This is a genomic window from Stenotrophomonas maltophilia complex sp. Om-AH-Sm3, assembly GCF_059337855.1.
Genome location: NZ_JBYBLQ010000010.1, coordinates 148,499 through 174,042, shown reverse-complemented (window position 1 = coordinate 174,042; position 25,544 = coordinate 148,499). Strand labels below are relative to the sequence as shown.

Genomic DNA, 25,544 nt, shown 5'->3' with positions numbered 1-25,544 from the left:
TGGGGGGGTGCGCGACCCTGGTCTTTGGGGGTCCCGGCCGCGGTCGGGAAACCTCGGGGATGTGTGCGGTTGCCGGCCAGCGGCCGGCACTACCTACCAGCGCAGCTTGCGCCGCGCCAGCGCGGCCGCCAGTTGATCCATCACCTGTTGCGCCTGCGCCTGCGGCAGGTAGTGCAGGATCAATGCCACATCGCCATGCGCGCCGGCGGTATCCAGCTGCAGGCTGCTGGTGCCCAGCAGCTTGTCCAGTGGCGAGCGCAGCAGGCGCAGGCCCTGCACCTTGTCCAGCTCGGCCCAGCGCCACCAGCGCTTCCACCAGCCGCCGCGCACGGCGACGTAGTGGTCATCCAGATACCAGCCCATGCGCGCCATCTGCCGGTGGGCCACCAGCAGCGCCAGCGGCAGCCAGGCCAGCACGATCAGGCCCCATGATCCCCAGCGCCAGTACGCGGCGGCGGCCAGCAGGGGAACCAGCAGCAGCGCGCCCAGGCACAGCCGCCACCAGCCACGCTGCGGAATGGACTGCCACTGCGCCGGTGGCCACTGCAGTTGTGGCAGCAGGTGCTGCACCAACTGCTCGCAGCGCATTGCCGGGGCCAGCGGTGCCAGCTCGCGCAGGGCGCGGTCCTGGTCCCGCGAAGGGCCGCCGGCGGCGCTGTCGATGCGCAGCTGGCGCAGGCCGAACCAGCGATGCAGGGTGGTTTCGTGCAGCGTCCAGGCCTGGATGCGGCGACGCGCGACACTGCTGCGGGTTCGGCTGACCAGGCCAGCCGAGACGGTCAGCCGGCGATCCTGCTCGCTGAGAGTGAAGCCGTGATAGCGCAGCAGGGTCAGCACCACCGACAACGCCCGCAGCGCCAGCCAGCCCAGCAGCAGGGCTGCGGCCAGCAGCAGGAAGGCGCCGGCCACGCCGGGATGCAGGTGGCTTGCGTAGCCGAAGGCCTCCCTGCCACCACGCTGGATGGCCGCGTCCATCACCGGCCGCGGCACGGTCTGGAACAGCACGCCGAAGGCGGCGATCGCCAGTGCCCATCCGCGGTTGGAGAGCAGGCCCATGCGCACCACGTCCCAGCTCGACAGGCGCAGCAGCACCTGTTCGGTGTCGGTCCCGGTGATCGAGGGAGTGGCAACGGCGCCGGCGGGCTGCGGTGCCTGCCCACGCTGGCGCACCAGCCGTTCCAGCGCCAGCGCCTGGTCCAGCCTCAGTACCCGCATCTCGGCTTCCGGCCGCACACCGCCGGCCGATTCCAGGCGCAGCTCGGCCACACCGAACAGCCGGTGCAGCGGGTTCTGCCGCACTTCCACGTTGTGGATGCGGGCGAACGGGATCTCGCGGCGGTTACGCGCCAGCAGCCCGCTGCGCACGGTGATGGCATCGCTGCCGATGCGGTAGCGGTAGCTGAGGTACTGCAGCACCGAGACCAGCACCAGTGCCGCGATCGCCGACAGTGGAATCAACTGCGCCCACATCGGGTCGCGCTCGCCACGCTGGCCGAACACCAGCAGCGCGACCAGCGGCAGGAAGTAGTGGCGCAGCTGCATCAGCAGTACGAACAGCCACGACCACGGGTGCAGGCGATGGTCCCCGCCACCGGCAGGCAGCGATGCGGGCAGGGGCGGCGGCAGGCTCACAGGGCGTCAGCGTCCTGGTCGAGCTGGTGCGAGAGGGTGTCGCGCAGGCGCTCGGCGTCGGCTTCATCCAGGCCGTTGACGGTGACCGCGCTCATGCGGGTGCCGGCAGTGTGCACGATCAGCGTGGCCAGGCCGGCGCGGCGCTCCAACGGGCCCCGGCGCAGGTCCAGGTGTTGTACGCGCGATATGGGAATGCGGGTTTCCAGCTGCCACATCAGGTCGCGGCGCAGGCCCAGGCCCTGGTCATCCAGGCGCCAGCGGGTGCGGGTCAGTCGCCGGCGGCCGAGCCAGGCGCCGAAGAGGATGCCGATCAGCAGCCCCAGGGCGGCAGTCCACAGGCCGCCGGGCAGATCGAAGAACCAGGCAGCTGCGGCCAGTGGCAGACCCGGCACGAACAGTCCGCCGAAGGCGCCTTCCAGTGCGGCCAGGCGGGCGGCACGTTGCGGCAGCGACTGCCAGGCATCGGTGGGCGGGGCGATGGGGGCGACGTCGGTCACGCGGGCTCCGTCAGGTGGCAGGGCGAGCGGCGGCGGTGGCCGCACCGCGCAGACGGTAGCAGGTCGGCTGCGTTACTGGGCAGCCTGGATCAGCGCATCGACATCCAGCAGGTGGCCAGCACGATCGGCCTTGGTGCGCAGGTAGTGTTCGTTTTCCGCGGTGATCTCGCCGGTGACCGGAATGCAGTCCAGCACCTCGATGCCGGCATTGCGCAGGCGCTGTGCCTTGGTCGGGTTGTTGCTGAGCAGAGCCACGCGCGAAATGCCCAGGCCATGCAGCATCGCCACCGCACTGCCGTAGCGGCGTTCGTCGGCACCGAAGCCCAGCTGTGCATCGGCGTCGATGGTATCCAGGCCGTCGTGCTGGTAGCCATAGGCGCGCATCTTGGCGGCGATACCGGTGCCGCGGCCTTCCTGGTCCAGGTACAGCAGCACGCCGCCGCCCAGTTCCTTCAGCTTGCGCAGCCCGCGCCGCAGCTGGTCGCCGCAGTCGCACTTGAGCGAGCCGAACAGGTCGCCGGTCAGGCACGAGGAGTGCACGCGTACCGGTACCACCGACGACAGGTCCGGTTCGCCGACGATGATCGCGACCTGGTCGCGCTGGGCCACTCCGCCGCGGAACACCGCGAAGGTGGTCATGCCGACGTCGCGCAGCGGTACCGGCGAACGCGCCACCAGTTCGTAGTCGTGGGCCGCATGTGCTGCGCCTTCGGCCAGGTCGCACAGGGCCACCTCGGCGGCACCGTCGAAAGTGTGGTCATCCACGTCCAGGCGCACCGCGACCATCGCCGGCAGCAGCAGGCCCAGGCGGGCCAGCTCCACCGCGCCGGCATCGAAGGCGTCGCCGGCCGCCCAGCCGTCGGGCATGGGGCCGGGCTCGCGCAGGTAACCCAGCGAGGGCAGGGTATCGAAGGCAATGCCAGCCAGCGGCAGGCGCGCGCCTTCCGGTGCTTCCACGCCGAGCACGCGGGCGCGGGTCGCGGTCAGGAACAGGTAGTGGCGCTCGCGCGCGGCACCGGCGAACGTGGCAAAGCTGCTGGCAGTGGCGCTGTCCAGTGCAATCACCGCCAGGCGCTGGCCCTGGCCATCGTGGAGCAGTACCGGGCGACCGGCACGCAGTTCGGCCACCGCGCGTTCGCAGCGGATCGCGGCGGGATCGCCGAACAGGGAAGAGGCAGCAGGCATGGCAGGACCGGGGGAGGCGGACATCGCAGTCTCTATGGGGGCGACGGCGTCGTATTCAACGTGGTGCGGCCGCCGGTCGCAGGGGCCGGACGGGCCCGCGTGGTGCGACCGTCAGTGCGGATGCTCTTCGGTCGCGTAAGGGTCTTCCTCGCCGCTGCCCGGTGGCCGCAGCGTATAGCGCTTGTAGGTCCATTGGTACTGCGTCGGGTCGCGGCGGGCGATGCGCTCGATGCCGGCGTTGAGCGCGGTGGCCGCCACCTCCGGGTCCGGGTCGGCCACGGCCGGGTCGGTCGGCTCGATGTGCAGGGCGAATTCCATGTCCGGCCCGATGCGCTCGCACCAGCCATACAGCACGGTGGCGCCGGTGCGCTCGGCCAGCCGGTTGACCAGGGTCATGGTCAGTGCCTGCACGCCGAAGAACGGCACGAACACGCCGTCGCCGGCCTTGGGTTGCTGGTCGGGCAGGATGCCGGTGGCACCACCGTCCTTGAGTACCTTGAACAGCTGGCGCACGGCGGGGCCCTCGGCGCGCACCTGCTGCACGTTCTGGCCGCCGCGCACCAGCTGCAGGAAGGCGTCGCTGGCCTCGTCCTCCGGAGGCTTGTAGACGATGGCGATGTGCCCGCGCGAGGCCAGCCACTGGTTCAGCAGCTCCCAGTTGCCGAAGTGGGGTGCGGCCACGATCACGCCCTTGCCGCTGGCCAGCGCCGCGTCGTACAGGGCTTCGCCGTGGCGCTGCTTCAGGTGCAGGTGCAGGTTGTCGGCCGGCCTCCGGCTCCACAGCCGCAGAGTCTCGATGGCCTGCAGGGCGGTGGAGCGCAGCAGCTCGCGGTGCAGGCGGTCGCGCGCCGGACCGTCCAGTTCCGGGTAGGCCAGTTCCAGGTTGCGCCGGGTGACGCGGCTCTCGCGAGCGTTGAGACGGACCCACGTCCACGCCAGGGCATGCGCGAACCCCCGCAGCACTGGCCAGGGCAGGCGGGCGAACAGGGTGGTGGCGCGGTAGACCAGCCGGGCTTTGCGTTGCGGATTCATCGGCGCCAGTTTAGCCAAGGGCGCTGCTATCGTGGCCGGCCCTGTTCATTGGAAGCCCACGATGCTCGTCCTGATCCAGCGCGTCAGCCAGGCCGCCGTCCATGTCGACGAGGAAGTGGTGGGGCAGATCGGTCCCGGCCTGCTGGCCCTGGTCGGCATGGAACCGGGCGATACCGAGGCCCAGCTGCGACGGATGGCCGAGCGCCTGCTGGGCTACCGGGTATTCGCCGACGAGGCCGGGAAGATGAACCGGTCGCTGCGCGACACCGGTGGCGGCCTGCTGCTGGTCAGCCAGTTCACCCTGGCCGCCGATACCCGTTCGGGCATGCGCCCCAGCTTCACGACCGCCGCACCGCCGGACGAGGCTGAACGCGGGTTCAATCGATTTGTCGACATCTGTCGTGAAAATCACGCGCCCGGGGTGGAAACGGGCCGATTTGGTGCCCATATGGTCGTCAGCCTGGTCAATGACGGTCCCGTGACCTTCCTTCTCAGGCCCTGAGCCTGCGGGACCACCGCCCGGCAGGCGGGGCCCCGGGCTGGTATAATGCTACGTTCCCTATTTCTCCCTAGCCGGTGGCGCGAGCACTACATGGCCAACGAACGTCCTGCCCAATCCGAAATCAAGCAACTGATCAGCAAGGGCCTGGAACAGGGCTACCTGACCTACGCCGAAGTCAATGACCATCTGCCGGACGACATGGTCGACCCGGAACAGATCGAAGACATCATCGGCATGATCAACGGCATGGGCATCGATGTCCATGAAGTTGCGCCGGATGTGGAAACCCTGCTTCTCAACGATGGCAACACCGGCAACCGCGAAGTCGATGACACTGCGGCTGAAGAAGCTGCCGCCGCGCTGAGCGCGCTCGACACCGAAGGTGGCCGTACCACCGACCCGGTGCGCATGTACATGCGCGAAATGGGCACCGTCGAGCTGCTGACCCGCGAAGGCGAAATCGCCATCGCCAAGCGCATCGAGGAAGGCCTTTCGCAGGTCCAGGCCGCCCTGGGCCAGTTCCCGGTCTCGGTCGAGTCGCTGCTGAACGACTACGAAGCCCACAAGGAAGGCAAGAAGCGCCTGGCCGAAGTGATCGTCGGCTTCAACGACCTGGTCGACGAAGAGCCGGCACCGCCGGCGGTCGTTGCCGATGACAGCGCCGATGCGGACGCCGAAGGCGACGAGGACGAGGACGACGATGTCGACGGTGGCGATGAAGAAGCCGCACCGACCGGTCCGGATCCGGAGGAAGTCGCCGCGCGCATGCAGGCACTGAGCGATGCCTTCAACGCTTTCAAGAAGGCCGCGACCAAGGGCGACAAGAAGAACCTGCCGCGCCTGCGCGAAGAGATGTCGGCGGTGTTCGTCACCCTGAAGCTGCCGCTGCCGCTGACCGACGTGCTGACCAAGCAGCTGCGCGACACCATGGCCGACATCAAGTCGCATGAGCGCCGTGTGCTGAACCTGGCCACTGTCACCGCGCGCATGCCGCGCAAGGACTTCATCCGTTCCTGGGAAGGCAACCAGACCAACCTGGAGTGGGTGGAAGACGCACTGAAGCGCAAGCAGAAGTGGTCGTCGGCCCTGCGCGAAGTGAAGGACCAGATCATCGCCGAACAGCAGGCGACGATCGACATCGAGAAGCTGACCCAGCTGGACCTGGAAGAGCTGAAGGAAATCAGCCGTGCCATGGCCTACGGCGAAGCCAAGGCGCGCAAGGCCAAGAAGGAAATGGTCGAGGCCAACCTGCGCCTGGTGATCTCGATTGCCAAGAAGTACACCAACCGTGGCCTGCAGTTCCTCGACCTGATCCAGGAAGGCAACATCGGCCTGATGAAGGCCGTGGACAAGTTCGAGTACCGCCGCGGCTACAAGTTCTCGACCTACGCCACCTGGTGGATCCGCCAGGCGATCACCCGCTCGATCGCCGACCAGGCGCGCACCATCCGTATCCCGGTGCACATGATCGAGACGATCAACAAGTTGAACCGCATTTCCCGCCAGATGCTCCAGCAGTACGGCCGCGAGGCTACGCCGGAGGAGCTGGCCAAGGAAATGGACATGCCGGAAGACAAGATCCGCAAGGTGATGAAGATCGCCAAGGAGCCGATCTCGATGGAAACCCCGATCGGCGACGACGAGGATTCCCATCTGGGCGACTTCATCGAGGACACCAACGTGGAGTCCCCGATCGAGAACACCACCAACATCAACCTGTCTGAAACCGTGCGCGACGTACTGGCCGGCCTCACCCCGAGGGAAGCCAAGGTGCTGCGCATGCGCTTCGGCATCGACATGAATACCGACCACACGCTGGAAGAGGTCGGCAAGCAGTTCGACGTGACCCGCGAGCGCATCCGCCAGATCGAAGCAAAGGCCCTGCGCAAACTGCGTCACCCGAGCCGCTCGGAGCAGCTGCGCAGCTTCCTGGATATCGATTGATAGCCAGCGGCTGTTGAAGCGTTGAGAGAAACCCCGCCTGGTGCGGGGTTTTTCTTTGGTAGCTCCCGGCCATGCCGATCGGATCCTGACGATGTCGCACCTGCCATTTGATTACGTCCCGCGGCGGCCGCACGCCGACCGTGCAGATGCTCAACACATCGCGTAGGCAGGCCGATCTTCATCGGCGCTGATGCAAGCGCGCAGCAGGTCACGTACATCACATGCGGCCTGCGGCACTGATTCGTCATGCATCTGGAGTCACGCCATGAATGACGTGGAGCACGATATGCCTGAGCCCGTGCAAATCGATTTCCCGCTGCTGCTGAACTGGGATGAGATGATGCGGGATGAGTGTGAGGATCCGTTGGGGTTTGCACGTCGGACGACGTATGCGCTGCTGACGCTGTCTGAGGCTGGATTGCCTGCCGGCTTCAGCGGCGACAACCAGCAGGGACTGGAAGAGGCCAGGAGGATGGTGGCGCTGTTCCGGGCACATCTGCGTCGGCAGATGTGGTTTGCGGACGTGGCGGAGAAGCGGTTGGGGCGTGTTGCTGAGGCTCTGGCTGCTGCCGGGTAGCCGATCGAGCGTGGCCTCCACTACACTGTGGCGCTGCGCAGGGCCTATAGCTCAACGGTTAGAGCAGGGGACTCATAATCCCTTGGTTCCAGGTTCGAATCCTGGTGGGCCCACCATCGAATCAGGCACTTAGAATTATCTGCAGTGTCTTTTTCGTCGAGCCAGCGCGACCCGGTGGCATGCACAAAGCTCCGCCGCCTGAGCGAGCGTCATCAGCTTGTTAGCCTGATCCATCAGCGGCTCCCCTTCGTTGGTCACAGCGGCTCAAGCGGGCACGAGCCTCTTCCACCCGCGCAGACCTCGGTGCAGCAGATGGAGTGTTGGAGCCAACACGCCCACGCATGGCCCAGTCGCTGGCATTGTGAACAGCCCTATACAGTTCACTCTTCTCATAGAGCTGCTTGCCCATGAAGTTCCCAGGGACAAGGCCGAGATCAGGAGCGTTCTTCCGGAGCTGGCCGGACGACTGCCGCAATAGTGCGCGGCCTCGTCAACAGTGAGCCACTCCTTGCCTGAAATATCGAAACGAAGACCGCCAACTACTGGCGGAGAGCTTTGATCTCGTCCTGCAGGGAAATGTCGGGTTCAGAGGTATCCATCCAGATCTTCGCCAACGTGTCCCGACCGCCCTGCCGCAGTACGGGCCGTGCCGGAACCCAGGAGATCGGCGAACGGGATTTCAGGGACAGTCACGTCGCCTCCACCAGACGTTCGCCGGGCTGTGCGCCAGTGGCCTACGCTCCTGTGCGGCCCATGGTGCTCCACGCGCACGCTCACTCACCAGTTCCGCATCAGGTACACAGCCAAACCCAGCAGCGCGCAGCAGGCCAATACCTGGATGACACCCCGTTTGAAACAGAACAGGGCCACGGCGGCGAACAGCGTGAGCAGTGCCGATGGCCAGTCGAGCGGGCCGACGAACCCCTGCGGCCAGAACACGTGGTAGCCAAAAAACAGGGCCAGGTTGAGGATCACGCCGACCACGGCGGCGGTGATGGCCGTCAACGGTGCGGTGAACTTCAGTTCGTTGTGCGTCGATTCCACCAGCGGGCCACCCGCGAGAATGAGCAGGAAAGAGGGCAGGAAGGTGAACCAGGTGACCACGCTGGCAGCCACCGCGCCAGCCAGGAATGCCTGACCAGTACCCACTGCATGCGCGGCATGCCCACCGACGAAGCCGACAAAGGCCACCACCATGATCAGCGGCCCCGGCGTGGTCTCGCCCAAGGCCAGGCCGTCAATCATCTGCGTGGGTTTTACCCAGCCGTAGTGGCCCACCGCGCCCTGGTAGACATAGGGCAGCACCGCATAGGCGCCGCCAAAGGTCAGCAGTGCGGCCTTGGTGAAGAACCAGCCCATCTGGGTCAACATGCCTTCCCAACCAAACAGCGCGGTCAACACGCCCATGGGCAACGCCCATAGCGCCGCGCCTGTGGCCGCCAGCACGATCAGGCGCCGCCAGCGAAAGCGCGCATGCGCCGGCGCAGGGGTGTCGTCGTCGATCAGCGCAGGACCGAACGTCTGCTGCGGGGCACGTTGGTCGCCATCGACGCCGAACATCCGTGGGGCGAATCGTCCGCCGCAATAACCGATCAGCGCAGCACCCAGTACGATCAGCGGGAAGGGCAGGCCGAAGGCGAAAATGGCCAGAAACGAGGCAGCGGCGATCACCTGCAGCCAAGCATTCTTCAGCACGCGCGTGCCGATGCGATAGGCGGCATGCACCACGATGGCCGTGACGGCCGGCTTGATCCCGTAGAACAACCCGGCCACCACGGGCATTTCACCGAACGTCACATAGAGCCATGACAGCCCGATCAGGATGAGCAGCGAAGGCAGCACGAACAGCATCCCGGCAACCACCCCGCCCCAGGTACGGTGCATCAGCCAGCCAATGTAAGTGGCGAGTTGCTGGGCTTCCGGGCCAGGCAACAACATGCAGTAGTTCAGTGCATGCAGGAAGCGCCGTTCGGAAATCCAGCGCCGACGCTCGACCAGCTCCTGGTGCATGATCGAAATCTGGCCGGCGGGACCGCCAAAACTGATGAAGCCGAGCTTCAGCCAGAAGGCAACGGCCTCCCGGAAGCTGACCGATCGCGGTGGCTGCAGCGGATCCTGCGTGTCCTGCACTGTGTGCTTCACGTTGAGACGATTCCCTGACGAGGTTGGCCAGCCAGCCGTCAGCAATGACGGAAGTCGCGGTCAGCCGTTGATCGTCCTGGTCCGGTGCCTCCCGCATCCGGCGAGGGTACTCTCGATGCCCTGGACTGGCGTTACAGCTGCGTGCGCCGCCTCCGCCCATCAATGCTGTAGCGTCCCGCCCCGGTGCAGGCCAGCAGCAGGAAGCCACCGGCCAGGCCCAGGTTCTTCAGGAACATGATCTGCTGGGTCTGATCGGCGAAGTCGTGGTGGAAGATGAAAGCGGTGACCAGGCTGAAACCCGCGAGCACGACCGCCACCAGCCGGGTCTGCAAGCCGAGAAGGATGCACAGGCCGCTGCCGATCTCAAAGGCGATGGTCGGCCAGAGCAGGATGCCGGGTACTCCCATCGCCTCCATGTAGCCCTGGGTACCGCTGAGATCGCCGAGCTTGCCCAGCCCGGAGACCAGGAACAGGGCCATCAGCAGGATGCGTGCAAGCAGGTAGGCGAGCGAATGCGATGAAGTGCTCACGTCGATGTCCTCGGAGATGGCCGACCCGAGCGATCGGAGCCCACCGGCGGTGAAGCCTGTGTCTACGCGCCGGACAAGGCGCCTTGACAGCCGCCTCGCCGCAGTAGACCTTTCCCGCATGACGATCGATATTGAATCGCTCAGCCTTCGCGAGCTGGGTGCCCTGGTGGTTGCCGCTGAACAGCGGAAACAGCTGATTTCCAGCCGCCGTCCGGCCAGTGCGGTGCGGCGGATGCTGAAGGCCGCCGCCGCCGAAGCCGGCTATACCCTTGAAGAACTCTTTGGTGGCCAAGCCTCGGAAACACCTGCGCCCGCCCGCAAACCCGCCCGCCGTAAATCCGGCAAAGTCGCACCCAAGTATCGCGACCCGGAATACAAGCGCCTGACCTGGACCGGTCGCGGGCGCATGCCGCGCTGGTTGGTGTCCAAGGTGTCAATGGGCCACAAGGTCACCGATTTCCTGATTCCTGGCTTGGCCAGGCCGACCGCTGGCAAGACCAGCACCATCGGCAAGCGGACCGTCATCAAGAAGGGATGAGGCTGCAGCACTGCTACCCTGCCCGGGTCTTTCAACCAAGGAGCACGGGATGGCACACGAGAGTGGCATGACGATCACGCCGAAAGTCCTGCACACAGCCGCAGGCGCGGCCGTCCTGGTCAGCCTGCTGGCCTGGGCGGTGGAATGGAGCGGGATGGCCTATGTCTGCCCGTACTGCCGCGTGCAGCGAACGGTCATCGGCGTGCTCGGCCTGCTGACGCTGTTCGCGCGCCCGGGGAGCCTCATCGTGCCCTGGTTGTCGTACACGGCGGGTGGCTTCGCCTTCGTGGTCGCAGCGATGCAGCACTTCAACGGCTGGAAACGCATTTCCGCCGGTGATTTCACTTTCAATGAGCAGTGGTACATCGACCCTTGGCTGTTGTCGGGCTGCGCAATGCTGATCCTGGTGGCGCAGTTGATGCTGGTGCAGGCCGCCTGCCGGCGCAGGTTGCGCTGAAGACTCCGCGCGGGGGCGCAGCGCTAGGCGTGCTGGAACACCGCCAGCTGCGCGGCGAACGCACGCTGATAGGCGGGCCGCTGCGTCGCGCGGGCCACATAGGCGGCCACCGTCGGATACTCGTCGAGCAACCCGCTGCTCTTCAGGCGCAGCAGCACCGAGACCATCATCAGGTCGCCCACGCTGAACTCGCCGTCCAGCCACAGCGCCTTGGCCAGCCATGTCGACAGTTGCGCCAGTCGCGCCCGAACCCGCTCATCCAGCATCGGCAGCCGTTGCGCGTACCACGGCTGCTCGCGCTCCAGCACCCAGGCCATGGAACGCTCAACGATGGGTGGTTCCACCGTGTTCAGCGCAGCGAACACCCACATGAGCGCGCGCATGCGGGCGTCCGGATCGCGCGGCAGCAGGCCGGGGTGCTGTTCGGCCAGGTGCAGGACGATGGCGCCGGATTCGAACAGGGTCCGGTCGCCCTCCTGCCAGGTGGGAATCTGCCCGAACGGATTCCGTGCCAGGTGTGCAGGCTGCTTCATCTCGGCGAAGGTGAGCAGTTGTACGTCGTAGGCTACGGCCAGCTCCTCCAGTGCCCAGCGCACGCGCATGTCACGGGCCAGGCCCTGGCCGCGGTCGGGGGAGGTGGCGAAGGCGGTGAGGATGGGAGGCATGGGAGCAGTCCGCAGTCAAGGATGGCTTTGATGGTCTGACGAGCGAGTGTGCCGAAAATCGACATGGGGGCGGTGCCCTGCACGTCGCCTGCACGTGTCCTGCACGCACGCACCGTCGCCGATCCATCAGTCTGCCGGGGTCATCCGCAGAGACAGGCAGCAGGCATGAATACTCCCGGAAAACCGAAACCCAGTTGGCGCCAGAGAAACGTGCTGATGGGAGCACTCGTTGCGGTCCTGGTGATCGTGCTGATCATCCTCTTCGTCCCTTGGTGACCCTGCCCAGGATCGCTCGATGTGATCCACGCGCCACCGCCGCGTGAAAAAGTCAGTGCGGGTTGGGTGACGTGATGTGCGTATCAATCGTTGCTCACCCGGGAACCACACGGGCGTGTCCAGAGTGGATCCGCAGGCAGCGCAGTCGAGGCTGCTTTTCTCCCCTGAAACGAAGATACAGGAGCAACGCCATGAGCACCCAGTCCACCATCGAACATCGCCTCAACGACCTGATCGAGATCGCTCGTGACGGCAAGTCGTTCTACGAAGAGGCCGCAACCAAGGTGAAGGATGCCGAGCTGTCGGCCTTGTTCACCCGTATCGCCGGCGTCAAGGGCCGCATCGTCGCGGCGCTGAGCGGTTCGGTGGCTGCCAGCGGCGGCAAGCCGGCCGAGCATGGCACCGTGGTGGGTTCGATGCAGCAGTTCTACGGCAAGGTGCGTGCAGCCTTCGGTGACACCAACTATGGCTATGTGGCCGAGCTGGAAGAATCGGAAGACCGCCTGCTGGGCGCGTTCAAGGACGTGCTGAAGGACAACGAGCTTCCGCCGGCGGTACGTCAGGAAGTCACCCAGCTGTTGCCGGAAGTGCAGGAGTGCCACAACGTGATGCGCGCGCGCAAGCATGCGATGAAGGCGGCCTGACGATCAGCGGCGGCCCACTCCCCAGGGCCGCCGCGGCCGGGGCGGCACCGCTGCCCCGGCCACCCTGAATCGGTCGCTGCTACACTCTTGCTGGTCCCGCACTGCCAACGATCAGCACCATGAACAACGGGAACGGTCCGCAGACAGTTCGCTGAGCCGCAACAACGACGCAGACGTTGTTGCGGTGAACATCCCTGCGATGCATGCGAAGTGGATGGATCACCGCCGGACTCACTCTTGGCGGAGACTCCCCATGTTCAATCGACAGGCCCCGCGTTGGGCCCATTCGCTGCCGTCGGCGCTTGTCCTGATGGCGCCGTTCGATATCCTGGCCTCGCTGGCCATGGATATCTATCTACCTGTAGTGCCCTTGATGCCCAGCGCGTTGGACGCATCGCCTGCGCGGGTGCAGTTGACGCTGAGCATCTACCTGCTGGTGCTGGGCCTGGGCCAGTTGTTGTTCGGCCCGTTGTCCGACCGGATCGGGCGCCGCCCGGTGCTGCTGCTGGGGGCGCTGCTGTTCGCTGTCGCCTCGTTTGCGCTGGCGCTGTCCAGCAACAGCGGGATTTTCCTGGCCTGGCGCACAGTGCAGGCGATTGGCGCGTCGGCAGCGCTGGTAGCGACGTTTGCCACCGTCCGCGACGTGTACGCGGATGCACCGCAGGGGGCGTCCTTGTATGGACTGTTCGCTTCGATGCTGGCCTTCGTACCGGCGCTGGGGCCGATGCTGGGCGCACTGGTGGCTGCGGCAGCAGGCTGGCGCGCGATCTTCGTGCTGCTGGGTGTGCTTGGCCTGATCGCCGTCCTGCGCGCGCAACGCCAGTGGCAGGAAACCCGACCCGCAGGGCGCAGAGACGCTGGACCGGCACTGCAGAGAATTCTTCGCAGTGGTGCCTTCTGGGTCTACACGCTGGGATTCAGTGCCGCGATGGGCACGTTCTTCGTGTTCTTCTCGATCGCACCGCGCGTGCTGGTCGAGCGCATGCAGTACTCCCAGATCACCTTCAGCCTGGCGTTCGCGACGGTGGCACTGGTGATGATCCTCACGTCGCGCGTGGCAAAGACGTTCATTGCACGCTGGGCAGTGCCTGGCACTTTCGTGCGTGGCCTGTGCGTGATGGTGGTGGGTGTGCTGGTGATGGCGCTCGCTGCGAAGTTGCCACGGTCATTCGCCAGCGTCGTGCTGCCCATGTGGGGCATCGCGGTGGGGCTGGTGATGGTGGTTTCGGTGGCTGCCAACGGCGCGTTGAGTGAATTTGCCGATGCGTCGGGTACGGCGGTGGCGCTCTACTACGCGATGCAGAGCCTGCTCGTGGCCTGCTTCGGGACACTGGCTACGGTGCTGCTGCCGGGCGATACGGTATGGCCGCTGGTGGCCTATGGGCTGTTGCTGCCAGTGGCCAGCCTGGTCGCCGCGGCGATGTTGCGCGGCCGCCGCTAGCCTCGGCCGGTGGAAAAAAAGGGGCGGCCATGAGGCCGCCCCAATCCTTCATGAGAACAGGTGACTGGAACTAGAAGCGTACCGACCAGCGCACGTTGGCGCTGTGGTCGCGGCTTTCATTGCCGAACTGGCCGCTGTAGCCCAGCTCCAGCTGCTGGCGCGCGGTCAGCCAGGCCGACAGGCCCAGTTCGGCCACCACCGCGTTGTCGGCAATCGGTGCGCCGTTGACCGCAAATGCCGTGCTTCCGTTGGCGAAGGTCAGGTTGGCGACCTGGCTGCGATCACCGGAAGCGCGGCGATAGCCGACGCCACCGCGCAGGTGCAGCCAGCTCTCCTGCTGGAACGAAGCCTTCAGTCCCTTGTCGAAGCGCAGGCCGGCAGTGGCAATCGTGGTTCCGGTATCGTCCACCTTGCCCTGCAGTGCCGCCGCTCCACCGCGTTCGTTGACGCGCTTGAGATCCACTTCGACGCGTGCGACCTGCAGGTAGGGCTCCAGCCCGGCTTCCGGGCCACCGAAGCGGTAGCCGGCTTCGATGAAGGCCTGGCGGGTACGGGCGTCGTAGCGCGCGCTCAGGCTGTCGCTGAAGCCTGCGAAGGCGACATCACGCGTACTCTTCACCTCGTGCTTGCTCCACGCCACACCGCCACGCAGGCCGAAACCGCCCCAGTTGTGGCTGGCGTAGGCACCGAAGTGCGTGTTGTCGATCTTCGACTTGGCGCGACGCTCCTGCTGCTTCACGTCGGTGCGGCCCGTGCCGGCCAGCACGCCGACCTGCCAGCCGGAGAACTCGCGGTCGATGCCGACCAGCAGGCCGTTGCTGTTGGCTTCGGTGCGGGCAGTGTTGACGTCTCCGTCCAGCTTGCCGTTGCCACCGATGGCCTGCACCCACGCACCCGTCGCATCAGCCACGTCGCTACCGGGCGCGGCGGCGCCGGCACGGCGTGACAACGCGGCATCGCGCACGTAGCGGCTGCCCTCGACCAGGGCGAGGGCCGTGGCCGGATGCAGCTCGCCGCTGAGGCCATCCAGCACGCCTCCGACCTGCTGCGGGAACAGCTGGGTCAGCGGTTTGGGCAGGCCCTGGGCGATCGGCAGCAGGTCGGCGGCGGCCGCCACGGCACGCTGGTTGGGCGTGTGCGCGGCGGTGGTCAGCGATGCACCACGGGCCACATCGATGCGCGTGCCGTTGGCGCCGTAGGCCAGGCTGAACTGCAGGAACGGGGAGAACGCGCTGAAGTCGGTCTTGGCGAACTGCCCGTTGACGCCTCCGTCGGCACGCAGGAAGTTGAACTGCTCGCCCAGGTAGTACACGCCCGGTTCCGGCAGCGCGACCAGCGTGCCGCCAAGGGTGGCGGTGCCGGTCACGTGCAACTGGTCACTGCGGCCACCCGGGGCCAGCTCGGCGGCATAGACGCCGGTGGCGCCCTGCACGTAGTTGCCGTTGATGGTCAGCGTGCCGATCGAGTTGCCCGGCGCGATGATGCCGTCCACGCGGGTATTGCCGAGCGTGCCGACGCCCTTCAGCAGGCCATTGGCACCGACCGTGGTGGTGCCGCCGGCCTGCGTGCCGTTGAAGGACACCACGCCGCCGTTGATCACCAGGTTGCTGTTGTTCAGCACGCCGCTGGCGCTGACCGTGCTCACGCCACCGGTAGTGGTCAGTGCGGTGGAGACCAGGCTGCCGTTGAGCAGCAACTGACCGCCCTGTACTTCGACCGCCGAGGCAAGCGTGTTGGCGCCGTTCAATTCCAGCGTACCGTCCTGCAGTACCGCGCCGTTGAAGCTGTTGTTGCCGCTCAGGCGCAGCCAGCCGATACCGGATTTGGTCAGCTTGCCAGGGCCACCGATGTCGTTGGTCCAGTTGTCCCAGGCATCGCCTTCCCAGACTTTCAGGCCGCCGGCCTTCTGATTCATCACCACGTTGGTGTCCACGCGCAGCGAGCCATAGCCTTCGATGGCCTTCTTCAGATCCACCATGCCCCAGCCGTAGATCGGATCGATGCCTGCTGCACCCAGGTCGCGTGCGGTGGTCAGCAGTACGTCGCGGACCTGGGCGTTGTCCAGATAGGGGAAGCGCTCCATCAGCAGGCCGAGCGCGCCGGTAATGTGCGGCGCCGCCATCGACGTACCCGTCTTGGTGCCATAGACATACTGGGTGTTCTCGCTGTCGATGATCAGCCGCACGTAGGCGGAGGTGTTTTCGATGCGGCCCTGGATATCACCGGAAACGATGGTGCTGACGATGTCTGTACCGGGTGCCGAGATGCACCAGTTGGCGGCAACGCCGCAGATGCTGGAACTGCCATCGATCACGTAGTCCGTTTCGCCCGCAGCGGCGTTGGGCCGGCGGACGTTGGCGACCGCCAGCCAGTACGGTTCCAGTTCGGGCTTCCAGCGCGGCATGGCGGCCGTGATTCCGGCGACGGCGCCGCTGCCGTTGCCAGCCGACCACACCTGGATGAGGGTGGAGCCCGGGGTATCGCCATTGCTGGCGTAGATGCTGCCGTACACGCCGTAGTCGGCACCGATGCTGGCGTACTGCTGGTCCAGCGCGGCGGCGGTCATGTTGCGCGTGGAAATGCCCCAGCTTTGGTTGATGGCACGCACGCCCTGCGCCTGGATCTGTGCATACATGTCCAGCGTGGCGGCGTCATCCGGATCGGTGCGGTACACCGCGCGCGGGCGATAGTAGTTGTCCGGATCCAGGCGCCACTCATAGTAGGTGTCGCCAAACACGCGGGCAGCCGTGAGATCCGCACCAAAGGCCACGCCATGCATGCCGTTGCCATTGCGGTTGGCGCCGATGGTGCCAAGCACATGCGTTCCGTGGTCGGCATAGCTGAAGCCATAGGGCTGGCCGGCGGCGATCAGACGTGCCGCGAGTGCGGCCGGAACGCCGGCACCGAGGCCGTAGTAGTTGTAGCCGGGCTGTTCGCCGCGGGTCTGCCCGCAGGCACCGGTCCCCGCGACCACACCCGGCGTCGCACAGTCGGCACCGATGGTGATGCTGGAGGTATTGCGTCCTGCAAACTCCGGATGCGCCAGCGCGGAGCCCGAGTCGAACAGCGCCAGGCGTACGCCCTTGCCGGTCAGGCCGCGTGCATAGGCGTAGTCCGCGCCCATCGCGCCCAGGCCCCAATCGGCGTTGAATTCATCGCTGCGCCAGCTGGCGGGATCGCCGGGGGTGCCAAGAACGGCGGTACTGCTGGCGGCAGGTGCAGCGGTTGTCGCTGCGGGTGCCGTGATGGCAGCGGGCTGCGCCCACGCGGCCTGCAGCTGGCGCTGCTGCTGCCAGGCCTCGAGTGATTCGCTGGCCATGGCTGGCAGGGCGGTGGCCAGCAGCAGCGAGCTGGCGACGGCAAGCGCCAGCGGGCGGTGCGACAGGGAGCGGGACGAACGGCCATACAGCGGGTGATTCATCGGACAACTTCCTTGGTTGACGGACATCAAGGCCGTTAACGGCAAGGCAAGGCGACATCCCCCAGTGATGTGAAGACAATTTTATGAACGCGTTAATTTTCTGTGACGGGCATCTGCGGCGGCTCCGCCGGGCAGCGCACCGTGACTCTCTTTCCGAGGTGCTGGAGCCGTCTTGCCGGGGCCGGTGGCGGGTCCGACGCGCTGCCGCACAACCCGCCGGACGAGCGCGGCAATTCGCCGATCCTGCCGTGGCGCAACCGGGATGAGCTGGCCGCGCCGCTGCGTGTGCTGGGTCCGCTGCAACACTGCGTCGAGCCGCAGCCGCCTTCACCCGGCGTCCTGTGTGCAGCGCTATGGTGGCCTGGCCTGGGCTCACCAGGCTTATCAAGGAGTGATGTCGATGCGTACTTTCAGGAAAGTGATCGCCGGTGCTGTGTTCGCGTTGGCCTGCAGCGGCTCGGTGGCCGTGGCCGGACCGGTCCAGCCCTGCGATCTGCCCTGCTGGAAGGCTTACCAGGCGTGTGTATCCGGTGGTGGTGATGCCATGGAATGCCAGTACGAATACGATCGATGTGTCATGGAGCGCTGCGGCGCGGTGTAAGTCCAGCCATGCTCGGCTGAAGACGGGCCCCGTCCGTGACGGGGCTCTTCTGTTCGTGCGCGAGGTCGGGCAGTCTCGACGCATTCTTCCTGCTGGAGTGGAACATGGCCGTCAAGCGTGTCGTCGCCAACATCGCCACGCCCGATCCCGCACGTGCCGCGGCGTTCTATGGCGAGCTGCTCGGCATGCCGGTAGTGATGGACCATGGCTGGATCGTCACCCACGGCGGGCAGGGCAGTGCGCTGGCGCAGGTCAGCTTCGCCAGTGAAGGAGGCTCCGGCACGCCAGTGCCGGACCTGTCGATCGAAGTGGACAATCTGCAGGACGTGCTGGAGCGCATGCGCGCGGCGGGCATTGCGCTGGAATATGGCCCGGCCGACGAACCCTGGGGCGTGCGGCGCTTCTTCGTCCGCGATCCGTTCGGTCGCTTGCTGAACATCCTCGCCCACGCCTGAGCGGTGGATAGTGCCTCAGCCGCGCCTGGTGGCGCGCGCGGGGCGAGGTGACACGCCAACCATGCGCAGGCAATCGCCACCACCGCCGCAATGAAGGTGTCCGCGTCCTGCGCGGGCGCAGCGATCAGGTCCTCGGTGGCCACGCAGGCGCGCGCTGATCCCGCAGCCGACGTCATCCCTGCCCGGGACGTGGACGCTGGCCTGGTATCGCGGCGCGATGGCCAGCGGCTCCGGCTGGGCGATGACCGTCTCCGGCGTGCTGGCCCTGCTCGCGGCACCCGGGCTGCCCCGGCAGCGCAGGCGCGCCTGAACGCGCCGCGGTCAGCCCTGCTGGCGTTGTGGACCGTCCCTCGTTGGCGTCGCTTCGGCCCCCTGCCGCTGCTGCTGCCGTGCATTGGCGTGGCGAGCGTGCCCGCCTTCGCGACCGATCGCTGCCATATGCTGGCGGTTGCGGCTGATCGCCTCGCCGCCCTTGCGGCCGGCCACGCGTGCCTCGGCCGGGCTGAACTCATGTGCATTGCCGGACGCATGCGCGGCGCGTCCCCCCTTTGCGGCGATCGCGCGCTGCTTGTCCTGGTCCATCGAGGCGAAGCCACGATGGGAAGTGCCGTGGTGCTGGTCGGCCATGGGAAGTCTCCCGTTGCATGGAAGGGAAGCTCATCCTTGCCGCTGCCCGGCTAAGGGAGTGTCCGCACCGGCGTTGCTGCCTTCACGCCGCACCGTGCTGCCTTTCACGGCGCAAGTACCCTGCTGCGCGCACCGCCCTGCTTGGCCAGGGCGGGCGAACATGGGGTTGGCTGCCCGCACAGGGAAGGACCATCCACAGATTCGGATGGCTTGTCTTGCTGGCCTGCGCTGCGCCGGCCCAGGCGGACTGCGCGTGACCAACGGCAGCTGGACCTTCGTCAGCGAAATCGAGATGGCCGCCGAGCAGGAGCGCGTCAGCGCCGGCGCGCGTCCTGCAGGCGCTGGGTGAAGGGGCGCTGTTCGAGCGCGGCAAGTGCTTCGCGCAGTACCTGCTCCAGCGGCTGCCCCAGATCGGCATCGAGGCTGCGCGCCGCTACGGCAGTGGCCTGCCATTGCGCCTGCAGCGCAGGCAGTGCCCGCTGCGCGCGCGGGCTCAACTGCAGGATGCGTTCACGTCCATCGTCGCCGCTGGCCGCGTGCAGCCAGCCATCGCGCACCATCGCCGCCACGGTCTGGCTGAGCGCCGAATGGCTGAGCCCGCAGGCCGATGCCAGGTCCTTGATCCGGCAGGGGCCCCGCGCCATCAGCGTGCGCAGCACCGGTGTGTAGCGGGGCCGGTAGTCCAGTTGCAGGTCCCGGTAGGCCTGCTCGACCGCCGGGTCCAGCTGGTCGAGCAGGGCGCGCAGCAACGTGCCGAGCGTGGCGTGTTGGAGATCCATGACCGGGATGATATATAAGTGCTTATATATCTTCAACGCGGAGGTGGTTGATGGCAGTGTCCTGGATGCTCGGTGCGTTGCTGGCAGCGGCCTGCCCGGCGCAGGATGGAGTGCTGCGCGCGGCGGCCACCGCCGTGCAGGCGCAGTACCTTGACGAGGCGGAGGGCGCCCGTATAGCCGATGCCCTGCGCACCTGGTCGATGCAGCAGCGCTATGCGGACAGCTGTTCGGATCCGGTCGCGTTCAGCGCACGCCTGAACCAGGACCTGGACATGTTCGATGGCCACTTCCACGTTGAACGCGTGGACGCAGCGGCCGGCCAGGACGACTGGTTGATGGCCTGGCGCGCCGATGCCCGCAGCAATGGTGCCGGCGTGCGCGAGGTGCGGGTGATGGAGGGCAACATTGGCTACCTGCGACTGAGTACCTTCTATCCGCTGGATCTGGCGCGCCCGAAGTTCGCTGCGGCCCTTACCGTGCTGGCTGACACCGATGGCCTGGTGCTGGATCTGCGCCAGAACGGGGGCGGCGACGATGCAAGTGCCGACCTGCTGGTACGCACGCTGCTGGACGCGAAGATCGACGCGGTGCAGCAGCTGGACCAGCGCGGCCGGCGCACGCCGGTACCGCTGCCGCCTGCCAGCCTGCCTGCGTACCTGAAACCGCTGGTGGTGCTGATCGACCGCCGCACCGCTTCGGCGGCCGAATTCGTCGCCTATTCGCTGCAGGCACTGGGCCGCGCGCGGATTGTCGGCACGCGCAGTGGCGGTGCCGCGCATATGTTTGGTGATCCTGTGCTTCTGCCCGATGGCTATCAGATCAGTATTCCCGACCGGCAACCCATCAATCTGCGCACCGGTGGCAACTGGGAACGTACTGGCGTGAGGCCTGATGTGGCCGGCGGCGACGATCCGCTGTTCATCGCGCGGCAACTGCTGGCGCCTGCGAAGTCGTCAAGATGAACGCACGATTGCATGGCTGTCCTATCGCGGATGCGCGATTGCATGCCTAGAATCGAAGCATCCCGGTAGTTCCCGGGCGCTTCGAGTGAATGGACTCAATGAAGATTCTGTTGACCGGCAGTTCCGGCCGCATCGGGCGCGCGATCTTCGGTGCGTTGGCGGCCGCCCACGAAGTGGTGGGGCTGGACGGCAGCCCGTTTGCCACCACGCGCATCATTGCCGATGTCAGCGATCGGCAGGCCGTCGCGCGCGCGATGCAGGGCGTGGATGCGGTCATCCATACCGCGGCCCTGCATGCCCCACATGTCGGCCTGGTGCCGGATGCGGTGTTCCAGCAGATCAACGTGGATGCCACGGCGCACCTGCTGCAGGCGGCACGCGAAGCCGGTGCACGGCGCTTCGTGCTGACCAGCACCACTGCGTTGTATGGCCATGCCGTGGTGGCCGGTGGCTGCCGTTGGATCGACGAAGACACCGAGCCGCTGCCGCGCACGATCTACCACCGTACCAAGCTGCAGGCAGAGACCCTGGCCGAAGCCGCCGCTACGCCGGGCTTCAGCGTTCGCGTGCTGCGCATGGGCCGGTGTTTCCCGGAACCGCCCGAACGGATGGCGATGTTCCGCCTGCACCGCGGCATCGACGCCCGCGATGTGGCCAGCGCACATGCTGCACTGCTGCTCGACGAAGGCGCCCCGTTCGCGCGCTACCTTGCCTGTGCGCCGACGCCGTTCCGGCGCGAGGACTGCCTGGAGCTGGCCACCCACCCGCGCAGCGTGCTGGCCCGTCGCGCGCCGCAGCTGCTGGCCGAATTCGAACGCCGTGGCTGGCCGCTGCCATTGAGCATCGACCGTGTCTACGACAGTGCCCGCCTGCGCGGCGCGCTGGGCTGGAAACCGTGCTTCGGGCCGGACGACGTGCTTCAGCAGTATGCCGTCGGCAGCATCGAGGTACTGCCGCGGGCACAGTGGATCAAGGACCGCGTGGCCGAGTGAGGGCATCGCAGAGGGGGAGCGTTGAGCCGACCCTGAGCGGATTCAGGAATGTGCAGGCCGACCGCCTCAACCTCGTTGGCGGGCGGCCGCTAACCCAGTGCGCTTCCAGCGCCGGGCGCGCCCCGGCGGCCGGTGGCCTGCGCGACGGATCGCGCGCCTGCGCGGTGCCCTCGTGGTGCCGGTCGTCCTGAACTGCCTTGCGGACCCTCCCATGTCTTCTTCCCGCTCTGCCGCTGCCCAACGCCCGGGCAGCATCGCCCACAAGTTGATGCTGGGCACCGCCGTGATCGCGCTGCTGTGCTTCGGCCTGACCGCCTTCCTGATCTACCGACAGGCCAGCGCCAGTCTGATCAGCGCCTCGCGCCAGACCATGACCAGCGAGGCCAACGCCGAGGCGCGCCAGGTGGCAGCTGATCTGGGCACCGCTTTCGCCAGCAATGACGCCATGGTCGAGGCCGTGCTGGCCCAGCGTGCCCGTGGTGACATACCCGACCGCGCCAGCCTGGCGGCGGTGCTCGGCGAACAGCTGCGTGCTCATCCTCAATGGCTGGGCAAGAGCACCATGTGGGAGGCCGATGCCTTCGACGGCAAGGATGCGGAGTTCGTCAATTCCGAAGCACACGATGCCACCGGCCGCTACATGAGCTACTGGGCCTGGCAAGACGGCAAACCGCAGCAGTCGGTGATGACCGACTACACCGAGACTGCCAGCGGTTCCGGTGACTGGTACATGGTGCCCAGCCGCGACAAGCTGCCCAAGGTCAGCGAACCTTACGCCTATGACATCGCCGGCCAGAAGGTGCTCATGAGCACCCTGAGCACGCCGATCATCGAGAACGGCAGATTCCTGGGCGTGTTCACCGTCGACTTCTCGCTGGCAGCGCTGCAGAAGCACCTGTCAACGCTGAAGCCGATGGGGGCTGGCCGCGTCGAACTGCTGTCGCCCAAGGGCGTGGTGCTGGCCTCGGCCAATGCCGCCGAGATCGGCAAGCCGCGCAACGATGCCCTGACCCGCAGCATGCTGGCCGACATCGCCGCCGACCGTCCGTTCGAGGCCTTCAGCCCCGACGCGGCCGGCAACGTACGCGTGTATGTGCCGCTGCGCGTGGGCGACGCCCCGCAACGCTTCGCGCTGGGCGTGGTGATGCCGCATGCGGTGATCGTGTCTGAGGCACGCCAGCTGCTGTGGCTGACCCTGCTGGTCGGCGTAATCGCCGCGCTGACCCTCAGCGCGGGCGTCTACGTGCTGCTGCGCCGCCTGGCGATCCGCCCGTTGGCCGAAGCGGTGCGCGTGGCCGGCGATGTCGCCGCCGGCAAGCTGGACAGCACGCTGCCGGCGCGCAGCAACGACGAAGTGGGGCGCCTGCTGGACGCAATGCAGGGCATGCGTGGGCAGCTGCAGTCGGTGATGGCTGCGCAGGCCGAAATGGCGCGCCGCCACGATGCCGGTGAACTCAGCTATCGCATGGATGCTGCGGCCTTCCCGGGCGAGTACGGCCGCATGGTGGCCGACAGCAACCAGCTGGTGGCCTCCAGCAATGCGGTCACCCAGCGCCTGGTTGAAGTGATGCAGCGCTATGCCGTGGGCGACCTCAGCGTGGACATGGAAGTACTGCCGGGCGAGAAGGCGGTGTTCACTGCCGCAATGGCGACCACCAAGCGCAACCTGGCCGCGATCAACGAGCAGATTCAGCAACTGGCCGCCGCCGCCGCCGCCGGTGACTTCGCCGTGCGCGGTGATGCACTGCGCTTCGAGCATGATTTCCGCCGCATGGTGGAGACCCTGAACACAATGATGCAGGTCAGCGACCACAACCTGGCGGCACTGTCGACGCTGCTGCGCGCGATCGCCGCCGGTGACCTCAGTGCGCGCATGCAGGGCGACTTCCACGGCGTGTTTGCGGTGATGCGCGACGATGCCAACAGCACCGTGCAGCAGCTGACCCAGATCGTCGGCCAGATCCAGCAGTCGGCGGCCAGCATACGCCTGGCCGCCGGTGAGATCGCCGCCGGCAACAGCGACCTGTCGCGCCGCACCGAACAGCAGGCCGCCAACCTGGAAGAAACCGCCGCGTCGATGGAAGAACTGACCTCCACCGTGCGCCAGAACGCCGACCATGCGCTGCAGGCAAACACGCTGGCCGGTTCCGCAGCCAGCGTGGCCAGCGAAGGCGGCCGGGTGGTCAGCCAGGTGGTGCACACCATGGAGCAGATCGAGGCGTCTTCGCAGCGCATCGCCGAGATCATCTCGGTGATCGATGGCATTGCGTTCCAGACCAACATCCTGGCGTTGAACGCCGCAGTGGAAGCGGCGCGCGCCGGTGAACAGGGCCGTGGCTTCGCAGTGGTGGCCAGTGAAGTGCGGGCGCTGGCGCAGCGCTCGGCGGGTGCTGCCAAGGAGATCAAGGAGCTGATCGACGCCTCGGTGGCCCAGGTCGGTGCCGGTGCGCAGCTGGTGCACGGTGCGGGGCGCACCATGCAGGACATCGTCGGTCAGGTCGGCCGGGTCAACGAAATCATGGCCGAGATCTCGGCCGCGTCGCGCGAACAGTCGGCCGGCATCGAGCAGGTCAACCAGACCGTGGTGCAGATGGACGAAACCACCCAGCAGAACGCCGCGCTGGTGGAGGAAGCCAGTGCCGCCGCCCGTGCGATGGAGGAGCAGGCCGAGCAGCTGGCAGTGGCGGTGTCGCGCTTCCGCCTGCAGGCCGAGCCGGAGGGCATGGCCCGCCGCGCGGCCTGATGCCGGAAACGAAGACGCCCGGCGGCTGCCGGGCGTCGGATGCATCCTTGCCGCGCATCCTGCGCAGGTCTGATGGCTCAGAACATTCCTTCAAACGGATTCCAGCTGGCGCGTCCTTCCACCTTTTCCAGGTAGTAGCTGTAGTTGGTGCTGGAGGCGACCAGCAGGTTCATGGCGATGAACAGCATGCGCCCGACGACATCCGGCAGGAACATGGTGACGATGGCCAGCGCGATGTTGATGCCGATCACCACCAGTGCCTTGCGCCACATGCCGAGAATCAGCAGGTAGATGGCACCGAAGAACAACGCGAAGAAGTTCAGGTTGATCTTCAGGCGGTCACCAAAGGACAGTGCCTTCCAGGCCTGCTTGAAGCCGGGGTTCTTGGGGGCGCCGTGCTGGCGGAAGAAGTTGAAGCGGAACTGCCACTTCGGGCTGAACTGGGACAGGTCAGTGGTATTCATTGGGATACATCCCTGTGAGAAAACGTTTTCATGATAGGACAAGTCCTATTCAGGATCCAAGCGCTAGCGTCAAGAATGTGACGCCTGCCTTGTTCCCGCGCCTGCGGCCAAGCGCCGCGCCGTCACCCACCCGCCTTGTTTTTAGGATAGGGTGCGCAGTTCCGCTGCCGCCCTGGCTGAACCCGTGCGGCGGCGGGATGTCCATGGAGGTTGCATGACCACACCTGCTACACCGGAAAACGCACCGGGACCGGTGCTCCTGCCGACACCTGAAGTGGTGCAGGCACAACAACTGCTCGCACGCCAGCAACTGGCGGTGGCGATGGACCGTGCGCGCACGGCCGCCACGCGGGATGCGGCACCGGCCGCGCTGGAAAGCGAGTAACCCGCAACACCGTCGATCGCGCTGGCATGTCGCCAGCGCGATCACGGCGCGTG

General features: G+C 66.7%; 24 protein-coding genes and 1 tRNA gene. 14 read left to right on the top strand and 11 right to left on the bottom strand.

Features of this window, described 5'->3' with window-relative positions:
- Positions 1 to 93: 93 nt before the first annotated feature.
- The 4 genes from AC10QF_RS13985 to AC10QF_RS13970 form a co-directional block, all read right to left on the bottom strand.
- Positions 94 to 1,632, bottom strand: coding sequence for a PH domain-containing protein (locus AC10QF_RS13985; RefSeq protein ID WP_494542391.1), 1,539 nt, complete (start codon positions 1,630 to 1,632; stop codon positions 94 to 96).
- Positions 1,629 to 2,129: a PH domain-containing protein gene (locus AC10QF_RS13980; protein WP_053496994.1), complete on the bottom strand. Its 501-nt coding sequence runs from the start codon at positions 2,127 to 2,129 to the stop codon at positions 1,629 to 1,631. The genes AC10QF_RS13985 and AC10QF_RS13980 overlap by 4 nt, the downstream gene beginning before the upstream one ends.
- A 72-nt stretch (positions 2,130 to 2,201) precedes the next feature.
- The gene (gene ribA / locus AC10QF_RS13975) at positions 2,202 to 3,338 is read right to left on the bottom strand and encodes a GTP cyclohydrolase II RibA (RefSeq protein WP_053496995.1); all 1,137 of its coding nucleotides are present in this window, start codon (positions 3,336 to 3,338) and stop codon (positions 2,202 to 2,204) included.
- 87 nt (positions 3,339 to 3,425) lie between these two features.
- Complete coding sequence (locus AC10QF_RS13970; RefSeq protein ID WP_049438517.1) at positions 3,426 to 4,346, bottom strand: lauroyl acyltransferase; 921 nt, start codon at positions 4,344 to 4,346, stop codon at positions 3,426 to 3,428.
- A gap of 61 nt (positions 4,347 to 4,407) precedes the next feature.
- Between AC10QF_RS13970 and dtd the strand changes: the two genes are divergently transcribed.
- From dtd to AC10QF_RS13950, 4 genes are all read left to right on the top strand, one after another.
- Positions 4,408 to 4,848, top strand: coding sequence for a D-aminoacyl-tRNA deacylase (dtd, locus tag AC10QF_RS13965; RefSeq protein ID WP_049411932.1), 441 nt, complete (start codon positions 4,408 to 4,410; stop codon positions 4,846 to 4,848).
- A 90-nt stretch (positions 4,849 to 4,938) separates the two neighbouring features.
- Positions 4,939 to 6,792 carry an RNA polymerase sigma factor RpoD gene (gene rpoD, locus AC10QF_RS13960; RefSeq protein ID WP_005419586.1) on the top strand — a complete coding sequence of 618 codons (1,854 nt, stop codon included), beginning with the start codon at positions 4,939 to 4,941 and terminating at the stop codon, positions 6,790 to 6,792.
- Between the two features lie 265 nt (positions 6,793 to 7,057).
- The gene (locus AC10QF_RS13955; RefSeq protein ID WP_494542390.1) at positions 7,058 to 7,369 is read left to right on the top strand and encodes a hypothetical protein; all 312 of its coding nucleotides are present in this window, start codon (positions 7,058 to 7,060) and stop codon (positions 7,367 to 7,369) included.
- 40 nt (positions 7,370 to 7,409) lie between these two features.
- Positions 7,410 to 7,485 (top strand) — tRNA-Ile (locus AC10QF_RS13950).
- A 661-nt stretch (positions 7,486 to 8,146) separates the two neighbouring features.
- Here AC10QF_RS13950 and chrA read toward each other — a convergent pair.
- Together chrA and AC10QF_RS13940 are read right to left on the bottom strand one after the other, a co-directional pair.
- Positions 8,147 to 9,511 (bottom strand): chromate efflux transporter, encoded by a 1,365-nt coding sequence (gene chrA / locus AC10QF_RS13945; RefSeq protein WP_164283262.1) that lies wholly within the window; start codon positions 9,509 to 9,511, stop codon positions 8,147 to 8,149.
- Positions 9,512 to 9,642: 131 nt separating this feature from the next.
- Positions 9,643 to 10,041 (bottom strand): DoxX family protein, encoded by a 399-nt coding sequence (locus AC10QF_RS13940; protein ID WP_049411940.1) that lies wholly within the window; start codon positions 10,039 to 10,041, stop codon positions 9,643 to 9,645.
- A 118-nt stretch (positions 10,042 to 10,159) separates the two neighbouring features.
- Here AC10QF_RS13940 and AC10QF_RS13935 point away from each other — a divergent pair, with 118 nt between their 5' ends.
- Positions 10,160 to 10,579 (top strand): H-NS histone family protein, encoded by a 420-nt coding sequence (locus AC10QF_RS13935; RefSeq protein WP_111096740.1) that lies wholly within the window; start codon positions 10,160 to 10,162, stop codon positions 10,577 to 10,579.
- Positions 10,580 to 10,628: 49 nt separating this feature from the next.
- The gene (locus AC10QF_RS13930) at positions 10,629 to 11,036 is read left to right on the top strand and encodes a hypothetical protein (RefSeq protein WP_049411944.1); all 408 of its coding nucleotides are present in this window, start codon (positions 10,629 to 10,631) and stop codon (positions 11,034 to 11,036) included.
- Positions 11,037 to 11,059: 23 nt separating this feature from the next.
- Here the strand turns inward: AC10QF_RS13930 and AC10QF_RS13925 are convergent, their stop codons facing one another.
- Positions 11,060 to 11,701, bottom strand: a complete 642-nt coding sequence (locus AC10QF_RS13925; RefSeq protein ID WP_049438521.1) for a glutathione S-transferase family protein — start codon at positions 11,699 to 11,701, stop codon at positions 11,060 to 11,062.
- Positions 11,702 to 12,168: 467 nt separating this feature from the next.
- On the opposite strand from AC10QF_RS13925, the gene AC10QF_RS13920 reads away from it, so the two are divergent.
- Both AC10QF_RS13920 and cml read left to right on the top strand, forming a co-directional pair.
- Positions 12,169 to 12,621, top strand: a complete 453-nt coding sequence (locus tag AC10QF_RS13920; RefSeq protein WP_005419568.1) for a PA2169 family four-helix-bundle protein — start codon at positions 12,169 to 12,171, stop codon at positions 12,619 to 12,621.
- 253 nt (positions 12,622 to 12,874) lie between these two features.
- Positions 12,875 to 14,062, top strand: coding sequence for a CmlA/FloR family chloramphenicol efflux MFS transporter (cml, locus tag AC10QF_RS13915; protein ID WP_494542389.1), 1,188 nt, complete (start codon positions 12,875 to 12,877; stop codon positions 14,060 to 14,062).
- A gap of 70 nt (positions 14,063 to 14,132) precedes the next feature.
- On the opposite strand, the gene AC10QF_RS13910 is transcribed toward cml, so the two are convergent.
- Entirely contained in the window at positions 14,133 to 17,483 is a 3,351-nt protein-coding gene (locus AC10QF_RS13910; RefSeq protein ID WP_494542388.1) for an autotransporter domain-containing protein, read from the bottom strand.
- 400 nt (positions 17,484 to 17,883) lie between these two features.
- Between AC10QF_RS13910 and AC10QF_RS13905 the strand changes: the two genes are divergently transcribed.
- Positions 17,884 to 18,084, top strand: a complete 201-nt coding sequence (locus AC10QF_RS13905) for a hypothetical protein (RefSeq protein WP_049411972.1) — start codon at positions 17,884 to 17,886, stop codon at positions 18,082 to 18,084.
- Between the two features lie 104 nt (positions 18,085 to 18,188).
- Positions 18,189 to 18,539, top strand: a complete 351-nt coding sequence (locus AC10QF_RS13900; RefSeq protein WP_049411953.1) for a VOC family protein — start codon at positions 18,189 to 18,191, stop codon at positions 18,537 to 18,539.
- Positions 18,540 to 18,860: 321 nt separating this feature from the next.
- Here the strand turns inward: AC10QF_RS13900 and AC10QF_RS13895 are convergent, their stop codons facing one another.
- Together AC10QF_RS13895 and AC10QF_RS13890 are read right to left on the bottom strand one after the other, a co-directional pair.
- Positions 18,861 to 19,166 (bottom strand): KGG domain-containing protein, encoded by a 306-nt coding sequence (locus AC10QF_RS13895; RefSeq protein WP_049411956.1) that lies wholly within the window; start codon positions 19,164 to 19,166, stop codon positions 18,861 to 18,863.
- A 314-nt stretch (positions 19,167 to 19,480) separates the two neighbouring features.
- Positions 19,481 to 19,945, bottom strand: coding sequence for a MarR family winged helix-turn-helix transcriptional regulator (locus AC10QF_RS13890; RefSeq protein ID WP_049411958.1), 465 nt, complete (start codon positions 19,943 to 19,945; stop codon positions 19,481 to 19,483).
- 50 nt (positions 19,946 to 19,995) lie between these two features.
- Between AC10QF_RS13890 and AC10QF_RS13885 the strand changes: the two genes are divergently transcribed.
- The 3 genes from AC10QF_RS13885 to AC10QF_RS13875 all read left to right on the top strand — a co-directional run bounded on the left by AC10QF_RS13885 (position 19,996) and on the right by AC10QF_RS13875 (position 24,642).
- A complete protein-coding gene (locus AC10QF_RS13885; protein ID WP_049411961.1) occupies positions 19,996 to 20,907 on the top strand; it encodes a S41 family peptidase in 912 nt (303 codons plus the stop codon).
- Between the two features lie 98 nt (positions 20,908 to 21,005).
- Complete coding sequence (locus AC10QF_RS13880; RefSeq protein ID WP_494542387.1) at positions 21,006 to 21,899, top strand: NAD-dependent epimerase/dehydratase family protein; 894 nt, start codon at positions 21,006 to 21,008, stop codon at positions 21,897 to 21,899.
- Between the two features lie 211 nt (positions 21,900 to 22,110).
- Positions 22,111 to 24,642 carry a methyl-accepting chemotaxis protein gene (locus AC10QF_RS13875; RefSeq protein WP_494542386.1) on the top strand — a complete coding sequence of 844 codons (2,532 nt, stop codon included), beginning with the start codon at positions 22,111 to 22,113 and terminating at the stop codon, positions 24,640 to 24,642.
- Positions 24,643 to 24,719: 77 nt separating this feature from the next.
- On the opposite strand, the gene AC10QF_RS13870 is transcribed toward AC10QF_RS13875, so the two are convergent.
- The gene (locus AC10QF_RS13870; RefSeq protein ID WP_005419554.1) at positions 24,720 to 25,106 is read right to left on the bottom strand and encodes a DUF2628 domain-containing protein; all 387 of its coding nucleotides are present in this window, start codon (positions 25,104 to 25,106) and stop codon (positions 24,720 to 24,722) included.
- A 214-nt stretch (positions 25,107 to 25,320) separates the two neighbouring features.
- Between AC10QF_RS13870 and AC10QF_RS13865 the strand changes: the two genes are divergently transcribed.
- The gene (locus AC10QF_RS13865) at positions 25,321 to 25,491 is read left to right on the top strand and encodes a hypothetical protein (RefSeq protein WP_005419553.1); all 171 of its coding nucleotides are present in this window, start codon (positions 25,321 to 25,323) and stop codon (positions 25,489 to 25,491) included.
- The last annotated feature ends 53 nt before the right edge of the window (positions 25,492 to 25,544 follow it).